This is a genomic window from Arthrobacter sp. Hor0625, from assembly GCF_052567525.1.
In genome coordinates, this window is record NZ_CP199586.1 from 1 (window position 1) to 25,416 (window position 25,416).

A 25,416-nucleotide genomic window follows, 5' to 3' on the forward strand; every position below is an offset into this window, starting at 1 on the left:
GTGGTTAAAGTGGGAGAGCCTCCAACCTGGTGGTTGGAGGCTCTCGACCTGAATGATGTTCCGGCGGTGACCTACTCTCCCACACCCTCCCGGGTGCAGTACCATCGGCGCTGTGGGTCTTAGCTTCCGGGTTCGGAATGGGACCGGGCGTTTCCCCCACGCTATGACCGCCGTAACCCTGTTACCCGACCCGCCCCTGTTGGGGGTGGTGGGAAATCTGTGTGGTTACAACATGTGGTGTTGTATTTAGTTGTTTTGGTTCATCAAGCAACGTGCCCGTGGCGGGTTTGTTGGTTGGGAACCACATAGTGGACGCAAGCAGTCTTGTTCTCTTTTCTTCTCTCCTGGTGTGAACCTCTTTTGAAGGAACGGTTCACGGAGGGAAGGTGTGGTGTAAGTTATCGGCCTATTAGTACCGGTCAGCTTCACGAGTCGTTAGTCCTCGCTTCCACATCCGGCCTATCAACCCAGTGGTCTGGCTGGGGGCCTCTCACACACAAGGTGTATGGAAATCTCATCTCGAAGCGAGCTTCCCGCTTAGATGCTTTCAGCGGTTATCCCATCCGAACGTAGCTAATCAGCGGTGCACTTGGCAGTACAACTGACACACCAGAGGTTCGTCCGTCCCGGTCCTCTCGTACTAAGGACAGCCCTTCTCAAATTTCCTGCGCGCGCAGCGGATAGGGACCGAACTGTCTCACGACGTTCTAAACCCAGCTCGCGTACCGCTTTAATGGGCGAACAGCCCAACCCTTGGGACCTACTCCAGCCCCAGGATGCGACGAGCCGACATCGAGGTGCCAAACCATGCCGTCGATATGGACTCTTGGGCAAGATCAGCCTGTTATCCCCGAGGTACCTTTTATCCGTTGAGCGACGGCCATTCCACAATGTACCGCCGGATCACTAGTCCCGACTTTCGTCCCTGCTCGAGATGTCTCTCTCACAGTCAAGCTCCCTTGTGCACTTACACTCGACACCTGATTGCCAACCAGGCTGAGGGAACCTTTGGGCGCCTCCGTTACTTTTTAGGAGGCAACCGCCCCAGTTAAACTACCCATCAGGCACTGTCCCTGACCCGGATTACGGGCCGAAGTTAGATGTCCAAAGTGACCAGAGTGGTATTTCAACGATGACTCCACCCGGACTGGCGTCCGGGCTTCAACGTCTCCCACCTATCCTACACAAGCCACTCCGAACACCAATACCAAACTATAGTAAAGGTCTCGGGGTCTTTCCGTCCTGCTGCGCGTAACGAGCATCTTTACTCGTACTGCAATTTCGCCGAGTTTATGGTTGAGACAGCGGGGAAGTCGTTACTCCATTCGTGCAGGTCGGAACTTACCCGACAAGGAATTTCGCTACCTTAGGATGGTTATAGTTACCACCGCCGTTTACTGGGGCTTAAATTCTCAGCTTCGCCTTGCGGCTAACCGGTCCTCTTAACCTTCCAGCACCGGGCAGGAGTCAGTCCGTATACATCGTCTTGCGACTTCGCACGGACCTGTGTTTTTAGTAAACAGTCGCTTCCCCCTGGTCTCTGCGGCCCCTGCACGCTCCGGACAGCGTGTGTCCATCACGATAGGGGCCCCCCTTCTCCCGAAGTTACGGGGGCATTTTGCCGAGTTCCTTAACCATAATTCTCTCGATCGCCTTAGTATTCTCTACCTGATCACCTGTGTCGGTTTGGGGTACGGGCGGCTAAAACCTCGCGTCGATGCTTTTCTCGGCAGCATAGGATCACCGGATCCCCCCGTACGGGGGTCCCATCGGGTCTCAGGCTTCATGAACGGCGGATTTGCCTACCGTTCGCCCTACATCCTTAGACCGGGGCAACCATCGCCCGGCCCGGCTACCTTCCTGCGTCACACCTGTTAATACGCTTGCCTCCCAGGATCAGGTCCCGCGCTCCACCAAAACCCTTCACCCACAAGGGGTGTCGGGCAGGTTTCGGGCGGTTAGTATCCCCTGTTCAGCATGGGCGGTTTTTCGCCGGTACGGGAATATCAACCCGTTGTCCATCGACTACGCCTGTCGGCCTCGCCTTAGGTCCCGACTTACCCAGGGCAGATTAGCTTGACCCTGGAACCCTTGATCATTCGGCGGACGGGTTTCTCACCCGTCTTTCGCTACTCATGCCTGCATTCTCACTCGTGTAGGCTCCACCGCTGGTTTCCACCGCGACTTCACTGCCCACACGACGCTCCCCTACCCATCCACACTCCTGAACCACGAAGGCTTGGATAAAATGTGAATGCCACAACTTCGGCGGTGTACTTGAGCCCCGCTACATTGTCGGCGCGGAATCACTTGACCAGTGAGCTATTACGCACTCTTTTAAGGATGGCTGCTTCTAAGCCAACCTCCTGGTTGTCTTCGCAACTCCACATCCTTTCCCACTTAGCACACGCTTAGGGGCCTTAGTTGGTGGTCTGGGCTGTTTCCCTCTCGACTATGAAGCTTATCCCCCACAGTCTCACTGCTGCGCTCTCACTTACCGGCATTCGGAGTTTGGCTGACGTCAGTAACCTTGTAGGGCCCATTAGCCATCCAGTAGCTCTACCTCCGGTAAGAAACACGCAACGCTGCACCTAAATGCATTTCGGGGAGAACCAGCTATCACGAAGTTTGATTGGCCTTTCACCCCTACCCACAGCTCATCCCCTCCATTTTCAACTGAAGTGGGTTCGGTCCTCCACGACGTCTTACCGTCGCTTCAACCTGGCCATGGGTAGATCACTTCGCTTCGGGTCTAGATCACGCCACTGCAACGCCCTGTTCAGACTCGCTTTCGCTACGGCTTCCCCACACGGGTTAACCTCGCGACGTAACACTAACTCGCAGGCTCATTCTTCAAAAGGCACGCCGTCACAACTACAAGGCTGCTCCGACGGATTGTAAGCACACGGTTTCAGGTACTGTTTCACTCCCCTCCCGGGGTACTTTTCACCTTTCCCTCACGGTACTGGTCCGCTATCGGTCATTAGGGAGTATTTAGGCTTATCAGGTGGTCCTGACAGATTCGCACGGGATTTCTCGGGCCCCGTGCTACTTGGGATACTTCCCAGGCGGCGTGACAGCATTACGGTTACGGGGCTCACACCCTCTCTGGCCGGCCTTTCAAGACCGTTCACCTATACCCACGCACTCACCTCACCAGTCCGGCAGAACTGGAACGGAAAGTCCCACAACCCCGACCATGCAACGCCCGCCGGCTATCACACATGGAACGGTTTAGCCTGATCCGCGTTCGCTCGCCACTACTAACGGAATCACTATTGTTTTCTCTTCCTGCGGGTACTGAGATGTTTCACTTCCCCGCGTTCCCTCCACGCACCCTATGTGTTCAGATGCGGGTCACCAGATCACTCGCGCGTCTGGCGGGGTTTCCCCATTCGGACACCCTGGGATCACAGTCCGGTTATCGACTCCCCCAGGCTTATCGCAGATTCCTACGTCCTTCTTCGGCTCCTAATGCCAAGGCATCCACCGTGTGCTCTTAAAAACTTGACCACAAAGATCAAGGAGTAATTTCGAGAAAACCATGGAAACCAACCCCACACCCCAAACGGGTGTGGAACCAGATCCAGGTTCATATATCTTGGAAATTGCTTCTTATAAAAGATGCTCGCGTCCACTATGTAGTTCTCAAACAACAACCCCGTACCACACACCCCACACACCAGGCCCCCAAGGGAACCAACCAGTGCGCGACGCGTCGCAGCCGGGAAACCAGAAACACAAGCCCCACACCCCGCACCCCCTTCCCCGAGGGAAAGAAAAGCACAGGCCATGGTCCTGTTGTCTCAGGACCCAACAGTGTGCCAAACACGAAACCACCCATTCACCCGCCCGCACCGTTCCAGGACACCCGCCCCAAAAGGAGCGGTACGTGTCCGTACTGGGTGCCGGCAGAAAATCCGGCGGCCGCTATTTGCTGATATTCCACCCGTGAGCACCCGCCGCAGAACTTGCGTCTGCGCAACGGGCGTTACTCCTGACAACACCACCACACAAACACAGGCTTGGCGGGGTTGTTGTAGGTGCTCCTTAGAAAGGAGGTGATCCAGCCGCACCTTCCGGTACGGCTACCTTGTTACGACTTAGTCCCAATCGCCAGTCCCACCTTCGACAGCTCCCTCCCACAAGGGGTTAGGCCACCGGCTTCGGGTGTTACCAACTTTCGTGACTTGACGGGCGGTGTGTACAAGGCCCGGGAACGTATTCACCGCAGCGTTGCTGATCTGCGATTACTAGCGACTCCGACTTCATGGGGTCGAGTTGCAGACCCCAATCCGAACTGAGACCGGCTTTTTGGGATTAGCTCCACCTCACAGTATCGCAACCCTTTGTACCGGCCATTGTAGCATGCGTGAAGCCCAAGACATAAGGGGCATGATGATTTGACGTCGTCCCCACCTTCCTCCGAGTTGACCCCGGCAGTCTCCCATGAGTCCCCGCCATAACGCGCTGGCAACATGGAACGAGGGTTGCGCTCGTTGCGGGACTTAACCCAACATCTCACGACACGAGCTGACGACAACCATGCACCACCTGTAAACCGGCCACAAGTGGGGGACCTGTTTCCAGGTCTTACCGGTTCATGTCAAGCCTTGGTAAGGTTCTTCGCGTTGCATCGAATTAATCCGCATGCTCCGCCGCTTGTGCGGGCCCCCGTCAATTCCTTTGAGTTTTAGCCTTGCGGCCGTACTCCCCAGGCGGGGCACTTAATGCGTTAGCTACGGCGCGGAAAACGTGGAATGTCCCCCACACCTAGTGCCCAACGTTTACGGCATGGACTACCAGGGTATCTAATCCTGTTCGCTCCCCATGCTTTCGCTCCTCAGCGTCAGTTAATGCCCAGAGACCTGCCTTCGCCATCGGTGTTCCTCCTGATATCTGCGCATTTCACCGCTACACCAGGAATTCCAGTCTCCCCTACATCACTCTAGTCTGCCCGTACCCACCGCAGATCCGGAGTTGAGCCCCGGACTTTCACGGCAGACGCGACAAACCGCCTACGAGCTCTTTACGCCCAATAATTCCGGATAACGCTTGCGCCCTACGTATTACCGCGGCTGCTGGCACGTAGTTAGCCGGCGCTTCTTCTGCAGGTACCGTCACTTTCGCTTCTTCCCTACTGAAAGAGGTTTACAACCCGAAGGCCGTCATCCCTCACGCGGCGTCGCTGCATCAGGCTTCCGCCCATTGTGCAATATTCCCCACTGCTGCCTCCCGTAGGAGTCTGGGCCGTGTCTCAGTCCCAGTGTGGCCGGTCACCCTCTCAGGCCGGCTACCCGTCGTCGCCTTGGTGAGCCATTACCTCACCAACAAGCTGATAGGCCGCGAGTCCATCCAAAACCACAAAAGCTTTCCACCCCCCACCATGCGATGAGGAGTCATATCCGGTATTAGACCCAGTTTCCCAGGCTTATCCCAGAGTTAAGGGCAGGTTACTCACGTGTTACTCACCCGTTCGCCACTAATCCCCGGTGCAAGCACCGGATCATCGTTCGACTTGCATGTGTTAAGCACGCCGCCAGCGTTCATCCTGAGCCAGGATCAAACTCTCCGTTGAAAACAAACAGACACAACCAACAACCCCGGGAAAACGGGGAAAGAAGGCTGCACAAAATTTGAAACCAGCTGTAAAAACCATGCCATCCACGGGGGTGGACAACACAGCCAAAACAACCAATCAATAAAACAATTGGTATCAACAAACTTGGCACACTATTGAGTTCTCAAACAACAGACACATTCGAATACTTTTCGAAACAATCCGCTAGGCGGAATTCATCTTGTTTCGCTTTTCTTCGCTGCGATGTATTTACTGTATTCTATTCATTTCCACTTTGCAAACCCGGAATTTCTCCAGGAATTCACCTTGTAGAAGCGAATCCGCCCAGCATAAAATCTAAGCAATTTCGCTTCCCTGCGCTGGGCGCAGGAAGAATTACTTGACTTTGTTGGGGGTTTGTCACCACTCAGCGGCGGCGACTCAGAAAACATTACACGCTCCCCTTCGGCCGTGCAAATCGGCCGAGGAGGAGCGTGCTTGGAGTACCTCTGCCCGCGGCATGGGCCACGGGCAGAGGTCAGGGCGTGGCCGGCTAGGCTCCGGTGACCTCGACGGTGGCCAGGTTCTTCTTGCCGCGGCGCAGCAGCAGGTACCGTCCGTGCAGCAGGTCGGCGGCAGCGATCACTGCGTCGGGGTCAACGACCTTGATGTTGTTGACGTAGGCACCGCCCTCCCCTACCGTGCGCCGGGCTGCCGACTTGCTGTCCGAGAGACCGGTGGCCACGAGCAGATCGATGATGCCGAGGGAGGAGGCGTCGACTTTCGCGGAGGGAAGCTCCGCCGTCGCCGCCTGGAGGCTGTCCGCGTCCAGGCCGGCCAGATCGCCGCCGCCAAACACGGCAGCCGAGGCAGCGATGACTTTTTCGGTCGCATCCACGCCGTGCACCAGCGAGGTCACCTCGTAGGCCAGCCTGCGCTGGCCCTCGCGGGCAAAGGGACGCTCGGCAACGGAGGCCTCGAGCGCTTCGATCTCGGCGCGGCTGAGGAAGGTGAAGACCTTGAGCCGGGCGGCGACGTCGGCGTCGGCGGTGTTGAGCCAGAACTGGTAAAACGCGTAGGGGCTGCACATGTCGGCATCCAGCCAGATGGCGTTGCCCTCGCTCTTGCCGAACTTGGTCCCGTCGGAATTCGTGATCAGCGGGGTTCCCAGGGCGTGGACGTGCTTTCCCTCCACCTTGCGGATCAGGTCAGTGCCGCTGGTGAGGTTGCCCCACTGGTCCGAGCCGCCGGTCTGCAGCACGCAGCCGTAGTCGCGGAACAACTGGAGGTAGTCCATGCCCTGCAGGATCTGGTAGCTGAACTCGGTGTAGCTGATGCCCTCGTCGGAGTTCAGGCGCGTGGCCACGATGTCCTTCTTGATCATCGTGCCGACGCGGAAGTGCTTGCCGATGCCGCGCAGGAAGTCGATGGCACTCAGCGGCGCCGTCCAGTCCAGGTTATTCACCATCCGGGCCGCGTTGTCCCCTTCGAAGCTGAGGAAGCGCTGGACCTGGCCCTGCAGGCGGCCTACCCATTCGGCCACGGTTTCGGGGGTGTTCAGTACCCGCTCTGCGGTCTGCCGGGGATCGCCGATGAGGCCGGTTGAGCCGCCGACCAGGCCCAGGGGCTTGTGGCCGGCCAACTGGATCCGGCGCATCAGCAGCAGCTGGACCAGGTTGCCAAGGTGAAGGCTGGGGGCAGTGGGATCGAAGCCGCAGTAGTACGTGATGGGGTCGCCGCTGAGCAGCTTTTCCAGCTCCGCCTCATCCGTCGAGACGTGGACAAGGCCGCGCCATTTCAGCTCTTGCCAGATGTTGGCGAAGGCGGGGTCGTTCTGCTGGGACTGAAGATCATTTAGCTGGGACACGGAATCAAAGGTAGCAGGATCGGGGCGGGCGTAAGGCTGCGCCCCCGCACGTGACGGGACGGCGGAATCCGCCCGGCGCCGCCAGCGCTCTGGGCCCGGCGCCGCCGCTGCTTCGGGGGCGCTCCCGAGGCGCTGCACCGCTGCACCGGCGCGCCGAAGGCGCTGCAGGCGAGCTCCGGAGGCGGCCCGGCGGAGGTTAGTCCGCGCGGGCCCCTGCCCCTCGGGTCCTACTCTTCGATGCCGGCCGGAACCGGCGCCGACGCGATCAGGCGCAGGCGCTGGGTGGGCCGGGTCATGGCCACGTAGAGGTCCCCCACCCGGCCGTGTTCGTGGTTGAGCATGGCGGCGGGTTCGAGGACCACGACGCCGTCAAACTCCAGCCCCTTGGCCTCACGCGGGCTGATCACGACGATGTCCTGCTCGTAGCTGCCGGCGCCCGTGCCCACTCGGTGGCCGTAGGCACGGCGCAGCGCTGTGGTCGCTTCCGGCAGCAGCCCGCCGTCGGCGATCACGGCCAGGAGCCCGCCGTCGAGCGCGTCCAGTTCTTCCGGCAGCACCTCCAGCAGGCGCTCCACCAGCGCACCGGACTCGACGCGGTCGATCACCGGCGACCAGCGGCCCTCGCGGACAGCCTTGGGAGCGGAGACGACCAGCCCGGCGGCATTGGCCATCCGCGCCGCGGCCTCGGCGATCTGCGACGGGGTGCGGTAGTTCACCGTGAGCTCTTCGAGCTGCCAGCGGTCCCCGAACATCGGGGCGAGGGCGCTCTGCCAGGACTTGGCCCCGGCCACGGAGCTGGTCTGCGCGATGTCGCCCACGATCGTGAAGGACTTCAGCGGGCACCGGCGGACCAGCAGGCGCCACTGCATCGGCGAAAGCTCCTGCGCCTCGTCGACCACGATGTGGCCGAACGCCCAGGTCCGGTCACTCGTGGCGCGCTCGGCTGCGGTCAGCCGCGCCTCGCGTTCCTGGTTCTGCTCGGCGAGTTCCTCGGCCGTGAACAGGGCATCAACCCCGGCTGCTTCCATGTTGACCAGGGTCTGCTTGGCGTTGGCCAGGTCCCGGGCGCGGTCCTGTTCCTGCTGGGCCAGCCCGCGGCCGGCGGCCGGGTCCAGCTCGCCAAGCAGTTCGGCGGCCTCGTCCAGCAGCGGCACGTCGGCTTCGGTCCAGGGCGAACCGGCGGGCCGGAGCAGCAACGCCCGTTCGGCGTCACTGAGGTGCGGGGTGCAGGCCTCGAGGATGGCCGGCTTGCTCAGCAACTCCCCCACCAGCTTCTCCGGGGTCATCGGCATCCAGCACAGGTTCAGGGCCACGCGCACGTCCCGCGCCGACCGGACGTCCTCGGCGAGGTAGGAGCGGTCGGCGTTGTTGCCGATGTTGCCGGCCTCGACCAGCTCGGTCATCTGTTCGGTGAGTTCGCGCAGCAGGATCTTAACGAAGGAGACCCGTGCCTCGTTGTGCGGCTTGCCGGTCGCGCGCGCCTTTTCCCGGGCCCGGCGCACCTGCCGCGGGGTCAGCACCAGCTTGCGGCCGTCGACTTCAAGGATGCGGTTCTCGGCCGGGATGCGCTGGCGGTTGGCGACGGCGTTGGCCACCACCTCGGCCATGTCGAGCCGGCCCTTGATAGCGGCGACATCGGCGTCGTCCTCGGCAACGGCGTGGATGCCGGGCATCAGCCGGCCCAGGCTGGCCATCACGACGCCGGTCTCGCCCAGGGACGGCAGCACGCGCTCAATGTAGTTCATGAAGGACGAGGACGGCCCCACCAGCAGCACGCCGGCGGTCTTGAGCCGGTCGCGGTGCGTGTAGAGCAGGTAGGCGGCGCGGTGCAGGGCGACGGCGGTCTTGCCGGTGCCCGGGCCGCCCTGGACCACGAGGGCCCCGGAGATGGAGGAGCGGATGATCCGGTCCTGTTCGGACTGGATGGTGCCGACGATGTCGGACATCCGCCCGGTGCGCTTGGAGTTCAGGGCCGCGAGCAGCGCACCCTCGCCCTGCAGGGACTCACTGTCGGCGAGCATGTCGGCGTCGAGCACGTCGTCCTCGATCGCTTTGACCTCGCGGCCCTGCAGGATCAGGTGCCGGCGGCGGCGGACGCCCTGCCGGTCGAAGGCGGTGGCCTGGTAGAAGTGGCCGGCCTCGGGAGCGCGCCAGTCCACCATCAGCCGCTGCAGGTCCTCGGTGGTCAGGCCAATGCGGCCGATGTACTGCGCCTCGCCGGAGTCGAGGTCGAGGCGGCCGAAGACCAGGCGGTCGTCGACGGCGTCGAGCTGCGCGAGCCGGTCCTCGTACAGGGCCGCGAACGCATCCCGTTCGGAGACGTTCTGCATGGTCCCCACGGCCCCGGCGCGGCGGACCTGGGCCAACTGGGCGCGCTTTTCCGCCCGCAGCTCATCCAGCCGGGCATACAGTCCGGCCACATAGTCGCGTTCATGGGCCAAATCAGCGTCGTGCATCGAACGTTCCCCTATCGAAAAAGACAGACCAACCATTCTACAACCATTTCGGCTCACGCTCCCGAAAGATGTCAGGTTTTTGCGGCCCCGCATTTTTCAGGCATTCTACCGATGCGCGCGCCGGGCCCCGGCTACACGCCGAGCAGGGAGTGGACGCGGTGTCCGGACAGCGCCGAGCGCCCGCCCAGTCCGTCCAGTTCCATCACGACGCCCACCCCGGCGACCTCGACGCCGCAGCGTTCGAACAGCCGGGCGGCCGCGCCCAGGGTGCCGCCGGTGGCGAGGACATCGTCGAGAATGAGCACCCGGGCGCCGGGGGCCAGGTCCGAGGTGTGCAGTTCCAGGGTGGCGGTGCCATACTCCAGGGCGTAGTCCTCCGACACGACGGCGCGGGGCAGCTTGCCGGCCTTCCGCACGGTGACGACGCCGGTGTCCGTGGCGTACGCGGCGGCGGCCGCCAGCAGGAACCCGCGGGCCTCCACGCCGGCGACGGCGTCGAACTGGCCCAGGAACGGCGCAACGAGGGCGTCCACGATTGCCTTCAGCGCCGCGCCGTCGGCAAAGACCGGGGTCAGGTCCTTGAACACGATTCCCGGTTTGGGGTAGTCCGGGACGGTGGCGCACAGGCTGGCGATGAGCTCGCTGACCGGGAGGGTGCCGGGTGTCTGGGAAAGGTCCTGCTCGGTTTGTTTCACCCGTCAATCTTACCGGCTGGTAACAGGCCCGGGGCCTGAGCCTGCCGGCGGCCCGGCGCGGGGCCGGAACCGTCCGGGGGTCAGCCGGGAGGCCGCAGCAACCCGTGGGCGAAGCCGTACCGGACCAGCTCCAGCGCCCGGGAGAGCGCATGTTCCGCCTCGAAGCGGCCGGCCAGCGCGGCCTCGAGCCGGGTCCGGTCTCTGGCCCAGCCGGAGCGGTGGAAGCGGTCGGCGTCACCATGCAGCAGCCGGCCGTAGAGGACGTCCTCGAAGCGGTCCGGGCCGGCGGCGTCGGGCTCGGGTGCGGCGTGCTGGCGGCCCTGCACCATCTCCGCTGTGAAGAGACGCTCGATTTCGTCCGCCCCCTCGGCGAGCCGGCGGTCCGAGGAGACGTTGCAGCGGCGCAGCGCCCGGACGACCAGTTTGAGCGAGACATGTTCGTCGCGGACGATGAACTTGCGCAGCAGGGCGGCCCGGAACAGATCCACCCAGTGGCGCTGGTCGTCGTCGACGGCGGTCGCGTCCGCGCCCGCTGCGCCGCCGGGCGGGAACAGCGCCGCCATCCGGAAGTACTCCCCGGCGAGCTGCTCGAAGATCTCCAGCCGTTCAAGCTCGCTGCGGGGCTTGCCCCGCTTGCCCTCGCCCATGGGATCCCTTCCTGCGCACCCTCCGGGCTACTGCCGCGCCCGGGCCTTCGCGGCCTTGTACCGGGAGACGGTGGGATCGCCAGGGAGCCAGAAACGCCACGGGTAGTCGTCGCTGCCGCCGGCCCCGGAAACCCCCACGCGCGGCCCGGAGCTGACGGCCGGGGCGGGGTGCTCCGGAAGCTCCAGCCGGAAGGGCGCGGCCAGGACGTCGCGGCCGCTGTCCGCCGTCGTCAGTCCCAGCGCGGTGGCCAGGCGAGCGGGACCGCTGGCCAGATCTTTCGGCGCTTTCGATGTCGGCCGGCGCGAGGAGGCCAGGTCGCCGCCGGCCACGACTTCGCCGGCGCGCAGCAGCAGGGCCGAGGCCACGCCGTCGGGCCCGCACACAATGTTCGCGCAGTGGTGCATGCCGTAGGTGAAGTACACGTAGAGGTGGCCGGCGGGGCCGAACATCGGGGCGTTCCGCCGGGTCTGGCCGCGGAAAGTGTGCGAGCCCGGATCCGGGTGCAGCGAGTCCTCCGGGCCGAGGTAGGCCTCCACCTCCGTGATCCGTACCCCCACCGGGCCGCCGCGTCCCTCGTGGGTCAGCACCGCCCCGAGCAGCAGCGGGGCGACCGTGCGGGGGTCCCCGGACAGCAGCGCCCGCAGCGCTTCGGGTGCCGCGAAGGAATCCATGGTTCGACTTTAACAAACCCGCCCGGGCCGGGCCTCCCCGCCGCCACGGCCGTGTCCGATTTCCGCTAGCCCGGCCCCGGCGGGGCTGGCAGGATGGACCCATGGACTTTTGGCAGCGCTACCGGGCGATCGATGCCCGGGACCCCCGGTTCGATGGACAGTTCTATACCGCTGTCCGCACCACCGGCATCTACTGCCGTCCGTCCTGCCCGGCGCGTACCCCCAAGGCCGGGAACGTCACCTTCTATGAAACCTCGGCTGCGGCGCACGACGCCGGCTACCGGGCCTGCAAGCGCTGCCTGCCCGAGGCGGTGCCGGGCACACCGGCGTGGAACGTCCGCTCGGATATCGCCGGCCGGGCCATGCGGCTCATCAACGACGGTGTGATCAACCGGGAGGGGGTCGCGGGGCTCGCGGCCCGGCTGGGCTATTCGGCGCGGCAGCTCAACCGGATCCTCAGTCATGAACTCGGCGCCGGGCCGCTGTCGCTGGCGCGGGCCAGCCGCGCCCAGACCGCCCGGACCCTGCTGGTGTCCACGTCGATGAAGGCCGCCGACATCGCCTTCGCCGCCGGTTTCAGCAGCGTCCGCCAGTTCAACGAAACGATCGCCGAGGTCTTCGCCATGACCCCGTCGGAGCTGCGGGCCACGGCCCGGCGCGTTCCGGCACCCCGGCCCGCGGCGGCCTCCACCGCGCTGGCCCTGAACCTTCCGTACCGGGCACCGTTCGACCCGGGCGTCTTCGAGTTCCTGGCCGTGCGCGCCATCCCGGGCATCGAGGAAGGTACCGCCACCTCCTACGCCCGGACCCTCAGGCTGGCCCACGGCGATGCGCGTTTTCGGGTGGACTACGACCCGGCCGCACCGGGACACCCGCTGCGGCTCAGCATCGGGGCGGTCGACCTCCGCGACCTGGCCTCACTGCTGAGCCGGGTGCGCCGCCTGCTGGATCTGGACGCCGACCCGGTGGCCATAGACGCCGCCCTGGCCGCCGATCCGCGGCTTGCCGCCAGCGTCACGGCGGCCCCCGGGATGCGGATGCCCGGGGCCGTGGATCCGCAGGAGCTGCTGATCCGCGCCATGATCGGCCAGCAGATCACCGTGGCGGCGGCCCGCACAGCCCTGACCGAGCTCTCCGCCTGCGGCAGCGACAGCCTGGTTCCCGCGGACGGCCTGCACCGGCTCTTCCCGACCCCGGCACAGATCGCGGAGTCCGGCCACCTGTTGCTCCGCGGACCGCGGCGGCGGATCGACTCGATCCGCGGGGCCGCCGCAGCGATGGCCAGCGGCACCCTCGACTTCGGCTACGGCGACGACCTGGCCGGGCTGGAGGCCAAGCTCCTGCCGCTGGCCGGCGTCGGCCCCTGGACCGTGGGATACCTGGCGATGCGGGTGATCGGGGCCCCGGATGTCTTCCTGGCCAACGACGCGGCCGTCCGGAACGGCATCCGCGCGCTCGGGCCGGGCGCCACGGACTTCCGGCACGCTGCAGGCGCTCCCCCGACACCGGACTCCCCCGAGACGGTCTCCGGTGCGCTCTCCCCCGCTGCGCCCCTCCCCGTTTCGTTCTCTCCCGATTTTCGGGAGGTCAGCCCCTGGCGTTCCTACGCCACCATGCACCTCTGGCGCGCAGCGGCGGCCGCCCAGGCCGCCGCCCGCACCAGGATCCCCGCAAGAAAGAAAGTAACGACATGACGGCCCAGCTTTTGACCCTGTCCACCCCGGACGGCCCGTTCACCATCATCGCCCGCGACGGCGCGGTCCTCGCCTCGGGCTGGACCGCCGTCGCCGGTGAGCTCACCGGCCAGATCCACCCGGACCTGCTGCCCCGGACGTACGAAACCGTGGCGGAGCTGCCCGGCATCTCGGCCGCCGTCGAAGAATTCTACGCCGGCAATCCGGCCGCCGCGATGGCCGTGCCGGTGCTGCAGAAATCGGGCCCGTTCCGCAGCCACGCCTGGGACATGCTCCGGACCGTGGCCGCCGGCAGCCCGGTGACCTACACCGAGTACGCCGCGCTCTCCGGCAACGCCAGGGCGGTCCGGGCCGCAGCCAGTGCGTGTGCGTTCAATGCGGCGGCCCTGTTTGTGCCGTGCCACCGCGTGATCCGCACCGACGGGAGCCTGGGCGGGTTCCGCTGGGGCCTGCCGATCAAGCAGAGCCTGCTGGAGCGCGAACGGCAGCTCGCCCCAGCGGCGCAGGCCTAAGCCTTCGGCCGGTATTTCGCCCAGCTTTCCGGCTGAATGGCCGGCTAGTTTGTCACCGGCACACCGGCCGGCCACGGCAGCAGCGCCGGGAGGTCGACGCCGTCGGCCGCTGCAGTGGCGCGGAGGCTTCCCAGGGTGGGCGTGCGTCCGGCCAGCCACGCCGCGATGTCGGTGAGCATGCCGTTGATCACGGTGGTGCGGCCGCCCGGGGCGCCGAGCGCGACGGAGGGCAGGCCGAGCGGCTGCAGCACGAACCGTTCGCCCTCAGGCACGCGGGCGGCGAGGAAGGTGAAGAGGTGTTCGCAGAACGGCCGGCTCCAGCTTTCCGGGCCGCGGCCGCTGCCGAGGTCGGTGGCGTGGATCGTGAGTTCGCGCCAGATTGCGAGGCCGCCGTCGTACACGACACCGTCGCGGAAGGTGATGCGCGCCTGCCAGCCTGCCGCGTCCAGGGAACCGAACGCGTCCAGCGCCCGGCCGAGGGCGGCGGCCAGGGCGGCCCGGTGCTCGTCGGCGTTATGGCCGGCGGCCAGCTCAATGGCCCTGTTGCGGCCCTCATAGCCGCCGTCGTAGAGCTCGATGCTGTCGCCGCGTCCGGCGTATTCGACCTGCCGGGCCATGGCGTTGGCAATGCCGCACACGTGGGCCAGGACGTGCCCGCGGGTCCAGCCGGGCAGTTCCGATGCCGCCGCGACGTCCTGGTCGCTCAGTTTCGCGGCGATTCCGGTCACGACGTCGGCGGCGCGGCGGAGTTCCTCCAGCAGGTTTTCGGGGGTGATAGAAGTCATGGCGCCCATCCTAACGGAGCGGCTGGATTAACCGCGGCTAACTGGGCTGCGCCGCCCCGGCCCCGGCCACGTGCGGTCCGTAGCGGTGCCGGATGTGCCGGCGGTCGTGCCGGGCCTGCCAGAATTCGAGCTCGCGGGGTCGCAGCGCGTACAGCTGCCAGGCTGTGTTGGTTCCACCGTCGGCGCCCGGCCGGGCGCGCCAGTCGGCGGCAGAGGCTTCTGCGGAGAGCTCGACGACGTCGCCGGCCACGCGGACCTGGCGGCCCAGCGGCTGCCAGAAGAAGTTCAGGGCGGCGTTCGGGTTGGCGGTGAGCTCCTGCCCCTTGCGGGACTCGCGGGAGGTCGCGAAGTGCCAGCCGTCGTCGTCGATGTCCTTGAGGATCAGCATCCGGGAGGACGGCCGGCCGAGCGCGTCGGCGGTGGCCAGGCTGCAGGCGTTCGGCTGCGGCACCCCGGCGGCGAGGGCCTCGGTCAGCCACTGTCGGAAGAGCTCGGCGGGATCCTCAGGTGCCGTCTCCGGATCAAAGTCTGGCAACTCGGCCGGAAAATCGGGCAGGCCACGCAGGAACTCGCGGAATGATTCGCTCATGCCCCCACCTTAACCACCGCGAGATGACACTTAGCGGCAATGTCAATGAAAAACACTGCCGCGAAGTGTCATCTCGCGGGGGTGGAGCGCGGTGCGGGGCGACCTACCCCGCGTAGGACCTTACGCCTTCGAGTTCCGCTTCGAGGGCCGCGAGCTGGCGCTCGACGGCGGCCGGGGCGGTGCCGCCCTGGGAGTTCCGGCTGTTCAGCGAACCCTCAGTGGAGAGCACGCTGCGGACCTCCGGAGTCAGGTGCTCCGAGATGGCCGCGTATTCCTCGTCGGTCAGGTCCCAGAGTTCGACGTCGCGGCTTTCGGCCTGCTTCACCGCGGCGCCGGAGAGCTCATGCGCCTCGCGGAACGGTACGCCCTGGCGGACCAGCCATTCGGCGATGTCCGTGGCCAGCGCGAAGCCCTGCGGGGCCAGCGCCTCCATCCGCTCGGTGTTGAACTTCAGCGTCGCGATCATGCCGGACACGGCCGGGAGCAGCAGCTCCAGGGTGTCGGCGGCGTCGAAGACCGGCTCCTTGTCCTCCTGCAGGTCGCGGTTGTACGCCAGCGGCAGGCCCTTGAGCGTGGCGAGCAGCCCGGTCAGGTCGCCGATCAGCCGGCCGGCCTTGCCGCGGGCCAGTTCGGCCACGTCCGGGTTCTTCTTCTGCGGCATGATCGAGGATCCGGTGGAGTAGGAATCGTGCAGGGTCACGAAGGAGAACTCCTTGGTGGCCCACAGGATCACCTCCTCCGACACCCGGGACAGGTCCACGCCGATCATCGCCGAGACCCACGCGAACTCGGCGAAGACATCGCGGGAGGCGGTGCCGTCGATCGAGTTGTGCGTGGCCGAGAAGAAGCCCAGGTCCGCCGCGACGGCCTCCGGGTCCAGGCCCAGCGAGGACCCGGCCAGGGCGCCGGAGCCGTAGGGCGAGACGCCGGCGCGCTTGTCCCAGTCGGCCAGCCGCTGCACATCGCGCAGCAGCGCCCAGGCGTGGGCCAGCAGGTGGTGGCTGAGCAGGACCGGCTGGGCGTGCTGCAGGTGGGTGCGGCCGGGCATGGCCACGCCCTGATGGGCCTTCGCCTGTCCGACCAGCGCGTCGATCGTGGCGAGCACGCCGCGGGCGATGATCCGGGCATGGTCGCGCAGGAACATCCGGCCCAGCGTGGCCACTTGATCGTTGCGGGACCGGCCGGCGCGGAGCTTGCCGCCAAGCTGGGGGCCGGCTCGTTCGATCAGGCCGCGTTCCAGCGAACCGTGCACGTCCTCGTCGGACTCGGCCGGGGCGTAGGCGCCGGAGGCGACGTCGGCATCCAGCCGGTCCAGGGCGTCCAGCATGTCCGCCAGCTCCGCGTCGTCCAGCAGCCCGGCCCGGTGCAGCACGCGGGCGTGCGCCTTGGACCCGGCAATGTCGTAGCGGGCCAGCCGCCAGTCAAAGTGCGTGGACTTGCTCAGCGCGGCGAGGGCGTCCGCGGGGCCGCCGGCAAACCGGCCGCCCCACAGCGCACCCTTATTCGTTGCGTCAGCCTTGGCGGTTTCGGACTCAGCCACGCGGGTTACTTTCCTGCGACGCGGATGTCGCGGCCGGAGGCAACCTTGGCGGACATGCCCCACAGCTCGATGAAGCCGCGCGCCATCGACTGGTCGAACGTGTCGCCGGTGTCGTAGGTGGCAAGGTCGAAGTCGTAGAGCGAGGTCTCGGAGCGGCGGCCGTTGACGATCGCCTGGCCGCCGTGCAGGACCATGCGGATATCGCCGGAGACGTACTTCTGGGTGTCTTCGATGAAGGCGTCCAGGGAGCGCTTCAGCGGGGAGAACCACTGGCCGTCGTAAACCAGCTCGGACCAGCGCTGGCCGACCGTGGCCTTGAACCGGGCCTGCTCGCGCTCGACGGTGATGTCCTCGAGGTGCTTGTGCGCGGTGATCAGTGCCATCGCGCCGGGTGCCTCGTAGATCTCGCGAGACTTGATGCCGACGAGGCGGTCCTCGACGACGTCGATCCGGCCCACGCCCTGCGCCCCGGCGCGGCGGTTGAGCTCCTGGATGGCCTGCAGCGGGGTGACCTTGACGCCGTCGATCGCGACCGGGACGCCGGCTTCGAAGGAGATGGTGACTTCATCCGGGGCCGGCGGGAACTCCGGGGTGGCGGTGTAGTCGTAGATGTCCTTGGTGGGGGCGTTCCAGATGTCCTCGAGGTAGCCGGTCTCGACGGCGCGGCCCCAGACGTTCTGGTCGATCGAGTAGGGGTTCTTCTTAGTGGTCTCGATCGGCAGTCCCTTTTCCTCGGCGAAGGCGATGGCCTTGTCGCGGGTCAGGGCGAGGTCGCGGACAGGGGCGATGCACTTCAGGTCCGGGCCGAGGGTCTGGATGCCGACCTCGAAGCGGACCTGGTCGTTGCCCTTGCCGGTGCAGCCGTGGGCGACCGTGGTGGCGCCGAATTCCCGGGCAGCCTTGACCAGGTGCTTGACGATCACCGGGCGGGAGATCGCGGAAACCAGCGGGTAGTGGCCCTGGTAGAGGGCGTTGGCCTTCAGGGTGGGCATGCAGTACTCGTTGGCGAACTCGTCCGAGGCGTCGGCCACGTAGGCTTCGACGGCGCCGCAGCCCAGGGCGCGCTGCCGGATGGTCTCCAGCGATTCGCCGCCCTGTCCGACGTCGACCGCCACGGCGATGACCTCGGCGCCGGTTGCTTCGCCGATCCAGCCGATGGCTACGGAAGTATCGAGGCCACCGGAGTAGGCCAGCACAATACGCTCAGTCACTTCACATGCTCCTTAGTTGTTGGGTCTTCAATCATCTGATGCAAATTTATTGGCCGGCTTCTTCTGCCAGCTGCAGGAAGCGGGCGGCGACGGCGGCGCCGCCGGCCGGGTCGCGGGTGACCAGCAGGACGGTGTCGTCCCCGGCGATCGTGCCGAGGATCGAGGGCATCACCGAGTGGTCGATCGCGAGGGCCAGGAAGTTCGCCGCGCCCGGCGGGGTGCGCAGCACCACGAGGTTGGCGGAGGCCTCGGCGGTGACCAGCAGTTCCCCACACAGCCGGGCAAGCCGGGCGTCGAGGATTTCCTGCGTCACGCCGCTCTTGGCCCCGCGTTCGCCGCCCTCGCCGGGAACCGCGTAGACCAGCACGCCCTCCTTGCCGCGGACCCGGACCGCGCCGAGTTCCACGAGATCCCGGGACAGCGTGGCCTGGGTGACCTGGACGCCGTCGTCCGCGAGCAGGGCCGCAAGTTCGGCCTGCGAGCGGACGGATTCGCCGGTGAGGATCGCGGTGATCCGCGCCTGCCGCGCCGTTTTGGTGGCCGGGCTGGCCCCCTGGGCGGCCGGCTGGACGGACATCAGTCCAGCCCCGCCGGCGACAGTCCGTCAACCACTGCGAGACCGGAGCGGTGCATCAGCCAGGCCATCAGGGCCTTCTGGGCGTGCAGCCGGTTTTCGGCTTCGTCCCAGACCACGGACTGCGGGCCGTCGATCACACCGGCGGAGATCTCGTAGCCGCGGTAGGCGGGCAGGCAGTGCAGCACGACGGCGTCGGGCGCGGCGAGGGCCATGGCGTCCGCGTCCACGGAGTAGTCGCGGAACAGCTGGAGCCGGGCTTCCTTCTCGTCTTCCTGGCCCATCGACACCCACGTGTCGGTGGCGACGACGTCGGCCCCGCGCAGCGCCTCGGCGGCGTCGACCGTGACGAGCACCGATCCGCCGGTCTGGGCAGCGCGTTCCTCGGCAGCGGCGATGATGTCCGCGGCGGGGAGGTAGCCCTCGGGGCCGGCGATGCGCACGTGCATGCCGGCGGTGACCCCGGCGAGCAGGTAGGAGTTGGCCATGTTGTTGGCCGCGTCGCCGAGGTAGCTCATGGTCAGGCCCGCCAGGTCCCCTTTGTGCTCCTTGACGGTCAGCAGATCCGCGAGAAGCTGGCAGGGGTGGTAGTCATCGCACAGGGCGTTGATCACCGGGACGCGGGAGTGCTCGGCCATCGCGACGAGGCCGGCGTGCGCGCCGGTCCGCCACACGATGGTGGAGACCATGCGTTCGAGCACCTTGGCGGTGTCCTCGACCGATTCCTTGTGGCCGATCTGGGCCTCGCCCGGGTTGATGATGAGCGCGTTTCCGCCCATGTCCGCGATGCCGGTGGCGAAGGAGACGCGGGTGCGGGTGGAGGTTTTGTCGAAGATCACGGCCACGGTTTTGCGCCCGCTGGCCTCGGCGGCGAACGGCTGGACGCTGTACGGCGCGGCCTTCAGCCGGACGGCGAGGTCCAGGACCTCGGCCTGCTCGGCGGGCGTGAGGTCCGTGTCCTTGAGGAAGTGGCGGGTGGTCACTGTGCTGGTCTCAGGGATGGTCACTGGGCGTCCTTTGCGGTCTGGAGGAGGGCGGGCAGCGCGGCGAGGAAGCTGTCGGCCTGCTCGGCCGTCAGGATCAGCGGCGGGGCGAGCCGGATGGTGCGCGGGCCGGGACTGTTGATGATGAAGCCGGCGTCTAGGCCGGCGGTGACGACGGCGGGGGCGACGTCGGCGTCGAGGTCGAAGCCGATCAGCAGGCCCTCGCCGCGGACCTCTGTCACGCCGTCGATCCGTTCGAGGCCGGCGCGCAGGTGCTCCCCCACTTCGCGGACGTGGGCGAGCACGTGCTGGTTCTCGAGCACGTGCAGGGTGGCCAGGGCGGCGGCGGTGGCCACCGGGTTGCCGCCAAAGGTCGTCCCGTGCTGGCCGGCGGAGAGCAGGTTGGAGACCTCGGGGCCGAAGGTGAGCAGCGCGCCGATCGGGAAACCGCCGCCCAGGCCCTTGGCCAGGGTCACGGCGTCGGGCACGATTCCGGCATCCTCGCTGGCCAGCCACTTGCCGGTCCGGCCGATGCCGGTCTGGACCTCGTCCAGGATCAGCAGGGCCCCGGCGGCGCTGGTGGCCTCCCGGGCGGCTTTGAGGTAGCCGGCGGGCAGCGGCCGGACTCCGGCCTCGCCCTGGATCGGTTCGAGGAAGACGGCGGCGGTGGTGTCGTCGATCGCGGCGCGCAGCGCGTCGATGTCGCCGAAGGGGACGTGCACGACGCCGCCGGGCAGCGGCGCGAACGGCGCCCGGTAGGCCTCCTTCGAGGTCAGCGCCAGGGCGCCCATGGTGCGGCCGTGGAAGGCGCCTTCGAGGGCGATGATCTTGGTGCGCGGCTGGGCTGCGCTGTCCTGGCCGGCACCCGTGTTGCGCCGGGCCAGCTTGAACGCGGCCTCGACGGCCTCGGTGCCGGAGTTGGCGAAGAACACCTTGGACCCGTCGGGTGCCTTGGCGAGTTCCAGCAGCTTCTCGGCAAGGGCGATCTGGGTGGGGCTCGTGAAGAAGTTGGAGACGTGGCCCAGGGTGGCGAGCTGGCTGGCGATCACCGAGGTGACAAACGGGTGGGCGTGGCCCAGGGCGTTGACCGCGATGCCGCCTAGCAGGTCCAGGTACTCCTTGCCGTCGGCGTCCCAGACGAGGCAGCCCGCGCCGCGGACCAGGACGCGCTGCGGGGTGCCGAAGACGCCGAGCAGCGAGGAGGAGTAGCGGGAGAGCCACTGTGCGCCGCTGGCGTGGCCGCCGGATTCGACGATTTCCGTGAGCTCAGGTGCGATTTCGATCTGGTTCATTTGCTTTCCTCATCGGGGACGACCTGGGTGCCGATGCCGGCGGTGGTAAAGGTTTCCAGCAGCATCGAGTGCGCCAGCCGGCCGTCGACGATGTGCGCGCGTTCGACGCCGTCGTCGATGGCTTTCAGGCAGGCCGCCATCTTCGGGATCATGCCGGATTCGAGCCGCGGCAGCAGCTCGCGCAGTTCCGAGGCGGTGAGCGAGGAGATCAGCGAGGATTTGTCCGGCCAGTTGGCGTAGAGCCCCTCGACGTCGGTCAGGATGACCAGCTTGGAAGCGCCCAGGGCTGAGGCGACCGCCGCGGCCGCGGTGTCCGCGTTGACGTTCAGCACCTGCCCGGTGGTGGATCCGTCGGGGGCGATTTCCGGGGCGACGGTCGAGATCACCGGGATCCGGCCGGCGGCAACAATGTCCAGGATGCCCTCGGGGTTCACCCCGACGACTTCGCCGACAAGGCCCAGATCCACTTCTTCGCCGTCGACGACGGTGCCGGTGCGGACCGCGCGCAGCAGCCCGCCGTCTTCGCCTGACATCCCGACGGCGTAGGGGCCGTGGGAGTTGATCAGGCCTACGAGTTCGCGGCCCACCTGGCCGGTGAGGACCATCCGGACCACGTCCATCGCTTCGGGCGTGGTGACGCGCAGGCCGCCCTTAAACTCGGATTCGATCCCGAGCCGGCCGAGCATGGCGTTGATCTGCGGGCCGCCGCCGTGCACCACGACGGGGTGGATGCCGACGTGGTGCAGGAAGACCACGTCCTCGGCGAAGGCGCGCCGCAGCTCGTCATTGACCATGGCGTTGCCGCCGTACTTGACCACCATGGTGGTTCCGGCGAAGCGCTGGATCCACGGCAGCGCCTCGATCAGGGTGCCAGCCTTGTCCTGGGCATCGGACATGGAGGTGGTCTCGCGCGTCTGGGTGTTCATCGTCGTCCTTACTGTCTGTCCCTCCCGGGCCGTTCTAGCTGGAGTAGGCGCTGTTTTCGTGGACGTACTCGTGGGTGAGGTCGTTGGTCCAGATGGTCGCTTCGGCGGAGCCTGCCTGCAGGTCGATCTCGACGAGGACCTCGCGCGGTTCCAGGTCCACGAGGCTGCGGTCGTCGCCGATGCTGCCGTTGCGGCAGATTTGCACACCGTTCATCGACACGTTCAGCTGGTCCGGTTCAAAGACGGCGTCGGTGGTGCCCACGGCGGAGAGCACGCGGCCCCAGTTCGGGTCCTTGCCGAAGATGGCGGTCTTGAAGAGGTTGGAGCGGGCGACGGCCCGGCTGACCACTTCGGCGTCCTTTTCGCTCGCGGCGTTGAAGGTGCGGATGGCGATGTCGTGGCTGGCGCCCTCGGCGTCACCGATCAGCTGGCGCGCCAGGTCCGCGCACACCTGGGTCAGCCCGGCGCCGAAATCAGCGGCGGAGGGTACGGCGCCCGAGGCGCCGGAGGCGAGCAGCACCACGGTGTCGTTGGTGGACATGCAGCCGTCCGAGTCGGCCCGGTCAAAGGTGACCCGGGTGGCGTCGCGGAGCGCGACGTCGAGCAGGTCGGGCTGGACTTCTGCGTCCGTGGTGAGCACCACGAGCATGGTGGCCAGGCCCGGGGCGAGCATACCGGCGCCCTTGGCCATGCCGCCGATGGTGAAGGACCGGCCGTCGGCGTCGGTGCCGGTGAACAGCGCCTGCTTGGAGACGGAGTCGGTGGTCATGATCGCAGTGGCTGCCGCGGGGCCGCCCTCGGCGTCCAACTCCGAGGCCGCCACGCCGATCGCCGGAACGAGCTTGTCCATGGGGAGCTGCTCACCGATCAGGCCGGTGGAGCAGACGAAGATGTCCGTCGCGGACGCGCCGAGGACCTCGGCGGTCTTTTCGGCGGTGGTGTGGGTGTTCTGGAAGCCCTGCGGTCCGGTGCAGGCGTTGGCGCCGCCGGAGTTGAGGATGACGGCGTCCACCCGGCCATCCTTGACCACTTCCCGGGACCAGTGCACGGGAGCGGCCGCGACCCGGTTGGAAGTGAACACGGCCGCGGCGGCCTTGGCCGGGCCGTCGTTGACCACGAGGGCCAGGTCCGGGTTTCCGGAGGCCTTGAGGCCGGCTTTGACGCCGGCGGCGCGGAATCCCATGGGGGCGGTGACGCTCACGGTGCGACTCCCTGCAGTTCGAGGCCGGCGGTTTCCGCCAGGCCGAGGGCGATGTTCATGGACTGCACGGCGCCGCCGGCGGTCCCCTTGGTGAGGTTGTCGAGGGCGCAGGTGACGATGACCCGGCCGGAGTGGCTGTCGAGGGCCAGCTGCATCACCGCGTGGTTGGACCCCTGCACGGATTTGGTGGCGGGCCACTGGCCTTCGGGCAGCAGGTGGACGAACGGTTCCTCGTCGTAGGCCTCGGACCAGGCGTTCCGCAGCTCGTCAGCGCTCACGCCGGGCCGGACCTTCGCGGTGGCCGTGGTGAGGATGCCGCGACTCATCGGCGCGAGCGTGGGGGTGAAGGACACGGTGACGGGGGCGTTCAGTGCCCGGGACAGGCCCTGCTCGATTTCGGGGATGTGGCGGTGGCCGCCGCCGACGCCATAGGGGCTCATCGAGCCCATGACCTCGGCGCCGATCAGGTTCACCTTGGCCGCCTTGCCGGCACCGGAGGTGCCGGAGGCGGAGACGATGACGACGTCATCGGCCTGGAGCAGGTGCTTACTGAAGCCCGGGGCGAGGGCCAGCAGCGCCGACGTCGGGTAGCAGCCGGGAACGGCGATGCGGGTGGCGCCGCGCAGTGCCTCGCGCTGGCCCGGGAGTTCCGGCAGGCCGTACGGCCAGGTGCCGGCGTGCGGGGAGCCGTAGAACTTCTCCCACGCCGCCGGATCCTCCAGCCGGTGGTCCGCGCCGGCGTCGATCACGACCGTGCCGGCAGGCAGTTGCGCGGCGATCTCCGCGGACGCCCCGTGCGGGAGGGCAAGGAACACGACGTCGTGCCCGGCGAGGTTCTCCACGGTGGTGTCCTCAAGGATCCGGTCCGCCAAACCGTGGAGATGCGGCTGCAACTCCCCTAGTCTGGAACCGGCGTTGCTGTGCGCGGTGATGGCACCGATGGTGACGTCGGGATGACCGGCCAGCAGCCTCAGCACCTCGCCGCCGGCGTAGCCGCTTGCACCGGAGACGGCAACAGAAATAGTCATGACAACGAGTATACAGCAAGACTATGCATAGACTCCGATATTTATACATGCGTAGTCCCGTGCCTGCGTAGTCCCGTGCCTGCCTAATCCCGCAACCCGGGCTGCTGCGCCCGCGCCGGCCGTGTCCCTAGGATGGTCTGGAGAGCCGGACCGAGGAAACCTCCTCCCCCGGAGCGGAGCACGTCAAAAGGAGATCCATGACCCACGCAATCCTCGCCCGGCAGGCCGGCGGCCCCGAAGTCCTCGAACTGGCAGAGGTGGACCGGCCGGTTCCCGGCCCCGGCCAGCTGCTAGTCAAGGTCGCCGCGACCGGCGTGAACTTCATCGACACCTACAAGCGCAGCGGCGTCTACAAGGTGCAGTACCCCTACACCCCCGGCTCCGAGGCGTCCGGAACCGTGGAGGAGACCGGCGACGGGGTGACCGCCTTTTCCGTCGGAGACCGGGTGGCCACCGCCGAGGGCATCAACTGCTACGCGGGATATGCCCTGGTGGATGCGGACAAAGCGCTGCCGGTCCCCCACGGCGTCGACGACTTCACCGCCGCGGCCCTTCCCCTGCAGGGCATCACCGCCCATTACCTGATCAACTCTTCGTTCAAGGTCGAGGCGGGCCAGACGGTGCTGCTGCACGCCGGCGCAGGCGGGGTGGGCCTGCTGCTGATCCAGATGCTCAAGGCCAAGGGGGCCCGGGTCATCACCACGGTGTCCACCGACGAGAAGGAACAGCTGGCCCGCGGGGCCGGGGCCGACCACGTGCTGCGGTACGGCGGTTTTGCGGCGAAGGTGCGTGACCTCACCGACGGCGCAGGCGCCCACGTGGTGTACGACGGCGTCGGGAAGGACACCTTCGACGATTCCCTGGCGGCCCTGCGGATCCGTGGCACGCTGGTGCTGTTTGGCGCTGCCTCCGGCCCGGTGCCGCCGTTCGATCCGCAGCGGCTCAACGCCGGCGGCTCGCTGTACCTGACCCGGCCGACCATCAACCACTTCCTGCGGGACGCGCAGGAGCGCCGCTGGCGGTCCGATGAACTCTTCGCCGCCGTCGCGGACGGCTCGCTCAAGGTCCGGATCGGCGCCCGGTACGACCTCGCCGACGCCGCCGCCGCGCACACCGACCTGGAGCAGCGCCGCACCACCGGCAAGGTCATCCTGGTTCCGTAGCCCGAGGCCGGCCCCTCGGCC

Annotated in this window: 18 protein-coding genes and 3 rRNA genes; 3 read left to right on the forward strand and 18 right to left on the reverse strand. The window is 66.8% G+C overall.

Features of this window, described 5'->3' with window-relative positions; genetic code table 11:
* Window positions 1–58: 58 nt before the first annotated feature.
* The 8 genes from rrf to ACTWLI_RS00040 all read right to left on the reverse strand — a co-directional run bounded on the left by rrf (window position 59) and on the right by ACTWLI_RS00040 (window position 11,897).
* Window positions 59–175: ribosomal RNA gene (rrf, locus tag ACTWLI_RS00005) — 5S ribosomal RNA — on the reverse strand.
* Between the two features lie 213 nt (window positions 176–388).
* A 23S ribosomal RNA gene (locus tag ACTWLI_RS00010) occupies window positions 389–3,513 on the reverse strand.
* 541 nt (window positions 3,514–4,054) lie between these two features.
* Window positions 4,055–5,578, reverse strand: a 16S ribosomal RNA gene (locus tag ACTWLI_RS00015).
* The 16S, 23S and 5S rRNA genes sit together here, the layout of an rRNA operon.
* Window positions 5,579–6,113: 535 nt before the next feature.
* Window positions 6,114–7,427, reverse strand: a complete 1,314-nt coding sequence (gene tyrS, locus ACTWLI_RS00020) for a tyrosine--tRNA ligase (protein WP_445154702.1) — start codon at window positions 7,425–7,427, stop codon at window positions 6,114–6,116.
* A gap of 227 nt (window positions 7,428–7,654) precedes the next feature.
* The gene (locus ACTWLI_RS00025; protein ID WP_445154703.1) at window positions 7,655–9,883 is read right to left on the reverse strand and encodes a HelD family protein; all 2,229 of its coding nucleotides are present in this window, start codon (window positions 9,881–9,883) and stop codon (window positions 7,655–7,657) included.
* Between the two features lie 131 nt (window positions 9,884–10,014).
* Entirely contained in the window at window positions 10,015–10,578 is a 564-nt protein-coding gene (locus tag ACTWLI_RS00030; RefSeq protein ID WP_445154704.1) for an adenine phosphoribosyltransferase, read from the reverse strand.
* Window positions 10,579–10,658: 80 nt separating this feature from the next.
* Complete coding sequence (locus ACTWLI_RS00035; protein WP_445154705.1) at window positions 10,659–11,225, reverse strand: hypothetical protein; 567 nt, start codon at window positions 11,223–11,225, stop codon at window positions 10,659–10,661.
* A 27-nt stretch (window positions 11,226–11,252) separates the two neighbouring features.
* On the reverse strand, window positions 11,253–11,897 hold the full coding sequence (locus tag ACTWLI_RS00040; protein WP_445154706.1) for a DNA-3-methyladenine glycosylase: 645 nt from the start codon (window positions 11,895–11,897) through the stop codon (window positions 11,253–11,255).
* Window positions 11,898–11,998: 101 nt separating this feature from the next.
* Here ACTWLI_RS00040 and ACTWLI_RS00045 point away from each other — a divergent pair, with 101 nt between their 5' ends.
* Window positions 11,999–13,591 (forward strand): DNA-3-methyladenine glycosylase 2 family protein, encoded by a 1,593-nt coding sequence (locus ACTWLI_RS00045; protein WP_445154707.1) that lies wholly within the window; start codon window positions 11,999–12,001, stop codon window positions 13,589–13,591.
* Window positions 13,588–14,103 carry a methylated-DNA--[protein]-cysteine S-methyltransferase gene (locus ACTWLI_RS00050; RefSeq protein WP_445154708.1) on the forward strand — a complete coding sequence of 172 codons (516 nt, stop codon included), beginning with the start codon at window positions 13,588–13,590 and terminating at the stop codon, window positions 14,101–14,103. Before ACTWLI_RS00045 ends, ACTWLI_RS00050 begins: the two co-directional genes overlap by 4 nt.
* Window positions 14,104–14,147: 44 nt before the next feature.
* Here the strand turns inward: ACTWLI_RS00050 and ACTWLI_RS00055 are convergent, their stop codons facing one another.
* The 10 genes from ACTWLI_RS00055 to argC all read right to left on the reverse strand — a co-directional run bounded on the left by ACTWLI_RS00055 (window position 14,148) and on the right by argC (window position 24,232).
* On the reverse strand, window positions 14,148–14,888 hold the full coding sequence (locus ACTWLI_RS00055; RefSeq protein WP_445154709.1) for a maleylpyruvate isomerase family mycothiol-dependent enzyme: 741 nt from the start codon (window positions 14,886–14,888) through the stop codon (window positions 14,148–14,150).
* A 37-nt stretch (window positions 14,889–14,925) separates the two neighbouring features.
* Window positions 14,926–15,477, reverse strand: a complete 552-nt coding sequence (locus tag ACTWLI_RS00060) for a pyridoxine/pyridoxamine 5'-phosphate oxidase (protein ID WP_445154710.1) — start codon at window positions 15,475–15,477, stop codon at window positions 14,926–14,928.
* A gap of 103 nt (window positions 15,478–15,580) precedes the next feature.
* Window positions 15,581–17,017: an argininosuccinate lyase gene (gene argH / locus ACTWLI_RS00065; RefSeq protein WP_445154711.1), complete on the reverse strand. Its 1,437-nt coding sequence runs from the start codon at window positions 17,015–17,017 to the stop codon at window positions 15,581–15,583.
* 5 nt (window positions 17,018–17,022) lie between these two features.
* Complete coding sequence (locus tag ACTWLI_RS00070) at window positions 17,023–18,228, reverse strand: argininosuccinate synthase (RefSeq protein ID WP_445154712.1); 1,206 nt, start codon at window positions 18,226–18,228, stop codon at window positions 17,023–17,025.
* A gap of 46 nt (window positions 18,229–18,274) precedes the next feature.
* Entirely contained in the window at window positions 18,275–18,805 is a 531-nt protein-coding gene (locus ACTWLI_RS00075; RefSeq protein WP_056740713.1) for an arginine repressor, read from the reverse strand.
* Window positions 18,805–19,809, reverse strand: coding sequence for an ornithine carbamoyltransferase (gene argF, locus ACTWLI_RS00080; protein ID WP_445154713.1), 1,005 nt, complete (start codon window positions 19,807–19,809; stop codon window positions 18,805–18,807). The genes ACTWLI_RS00075 and argF overlap by 1 nt, the downstream gene beginning before the upstream one ends.
* Window positions 19,806–21,077: an acetylornithine transaminase gene (locus ACTWLI_RS00085; RefSeq protein WP_445154714.1), complete on the reverse strand. Its 1,272-nt coding sequence runs from the start codon at window positions 21,075–21,077 to the stop codon at window positions 19,806–19,808. The genes argF and ACTWLI_RS00085 overlap by 4 nt, the downstream gene beginning before the upstream one ends.
* The gene (gene argB / locus ACTWLI_RS00090) at window positions 21,074–22,003 is read right to left on the reverse strand and encodes an acetylglutamate kinase (protein ID WP_445154715.1); all 930 of its coding nucleotides are present in this window, start codon (window positions 22,001–22,003) and stop codon (window positions 21,074–21,076) included. Before argB ends, ACTWLI_RS00085 begins: the two co-directional genes overlap by 4 nt.
* Before the next feature lie 34 nt (window positions 22,004–22,037).
* Complete coding sequence (argJ, locus tag ACTWLI_RS00095; protein WP_445154716.1) at window positions 22,038–23,204, reverse strand: bifunctional glutamate N-acetyltransferase/amino-acid acetyltransferase ArgJ; 1,167 nt, start codon at window positions 23,202–23,204, stop codon at window positions 22,038–22,040.
* Entirely contained in the window at window positions 23,201–24,232 is a 1,032-nt protein-coding gene (gene argC, locus ACTWLI_RS00100; RefSeq protein WP_445154717.1) for an N-acetyl-gamma-glutamyl-phosphate reductase, read from the reverse strand. The genes argJ and argC overlap by 4 nt, the downstream gene beginning before the upstream one ends.
* 197 nt (window positions 24,233–24,429) lie before the next feature.
* Here argC and ACTWLI_RS00105 point away from each other — a divergent pair, with 197 nt between their 5' ends.
* Window positions 24,430–25,395, forward strand: a complete 966-nt coding sequence (locus ACTWLI_RS00105) for a quinone oxidoreductase family protein (protein ID WP_445154718.1) — start codon at window positions 24,430–24,432, stop codon at window positions 25,393–25,395.
* Window positions 25,396–25,416 lie beyond the last annotated feature (21 nt).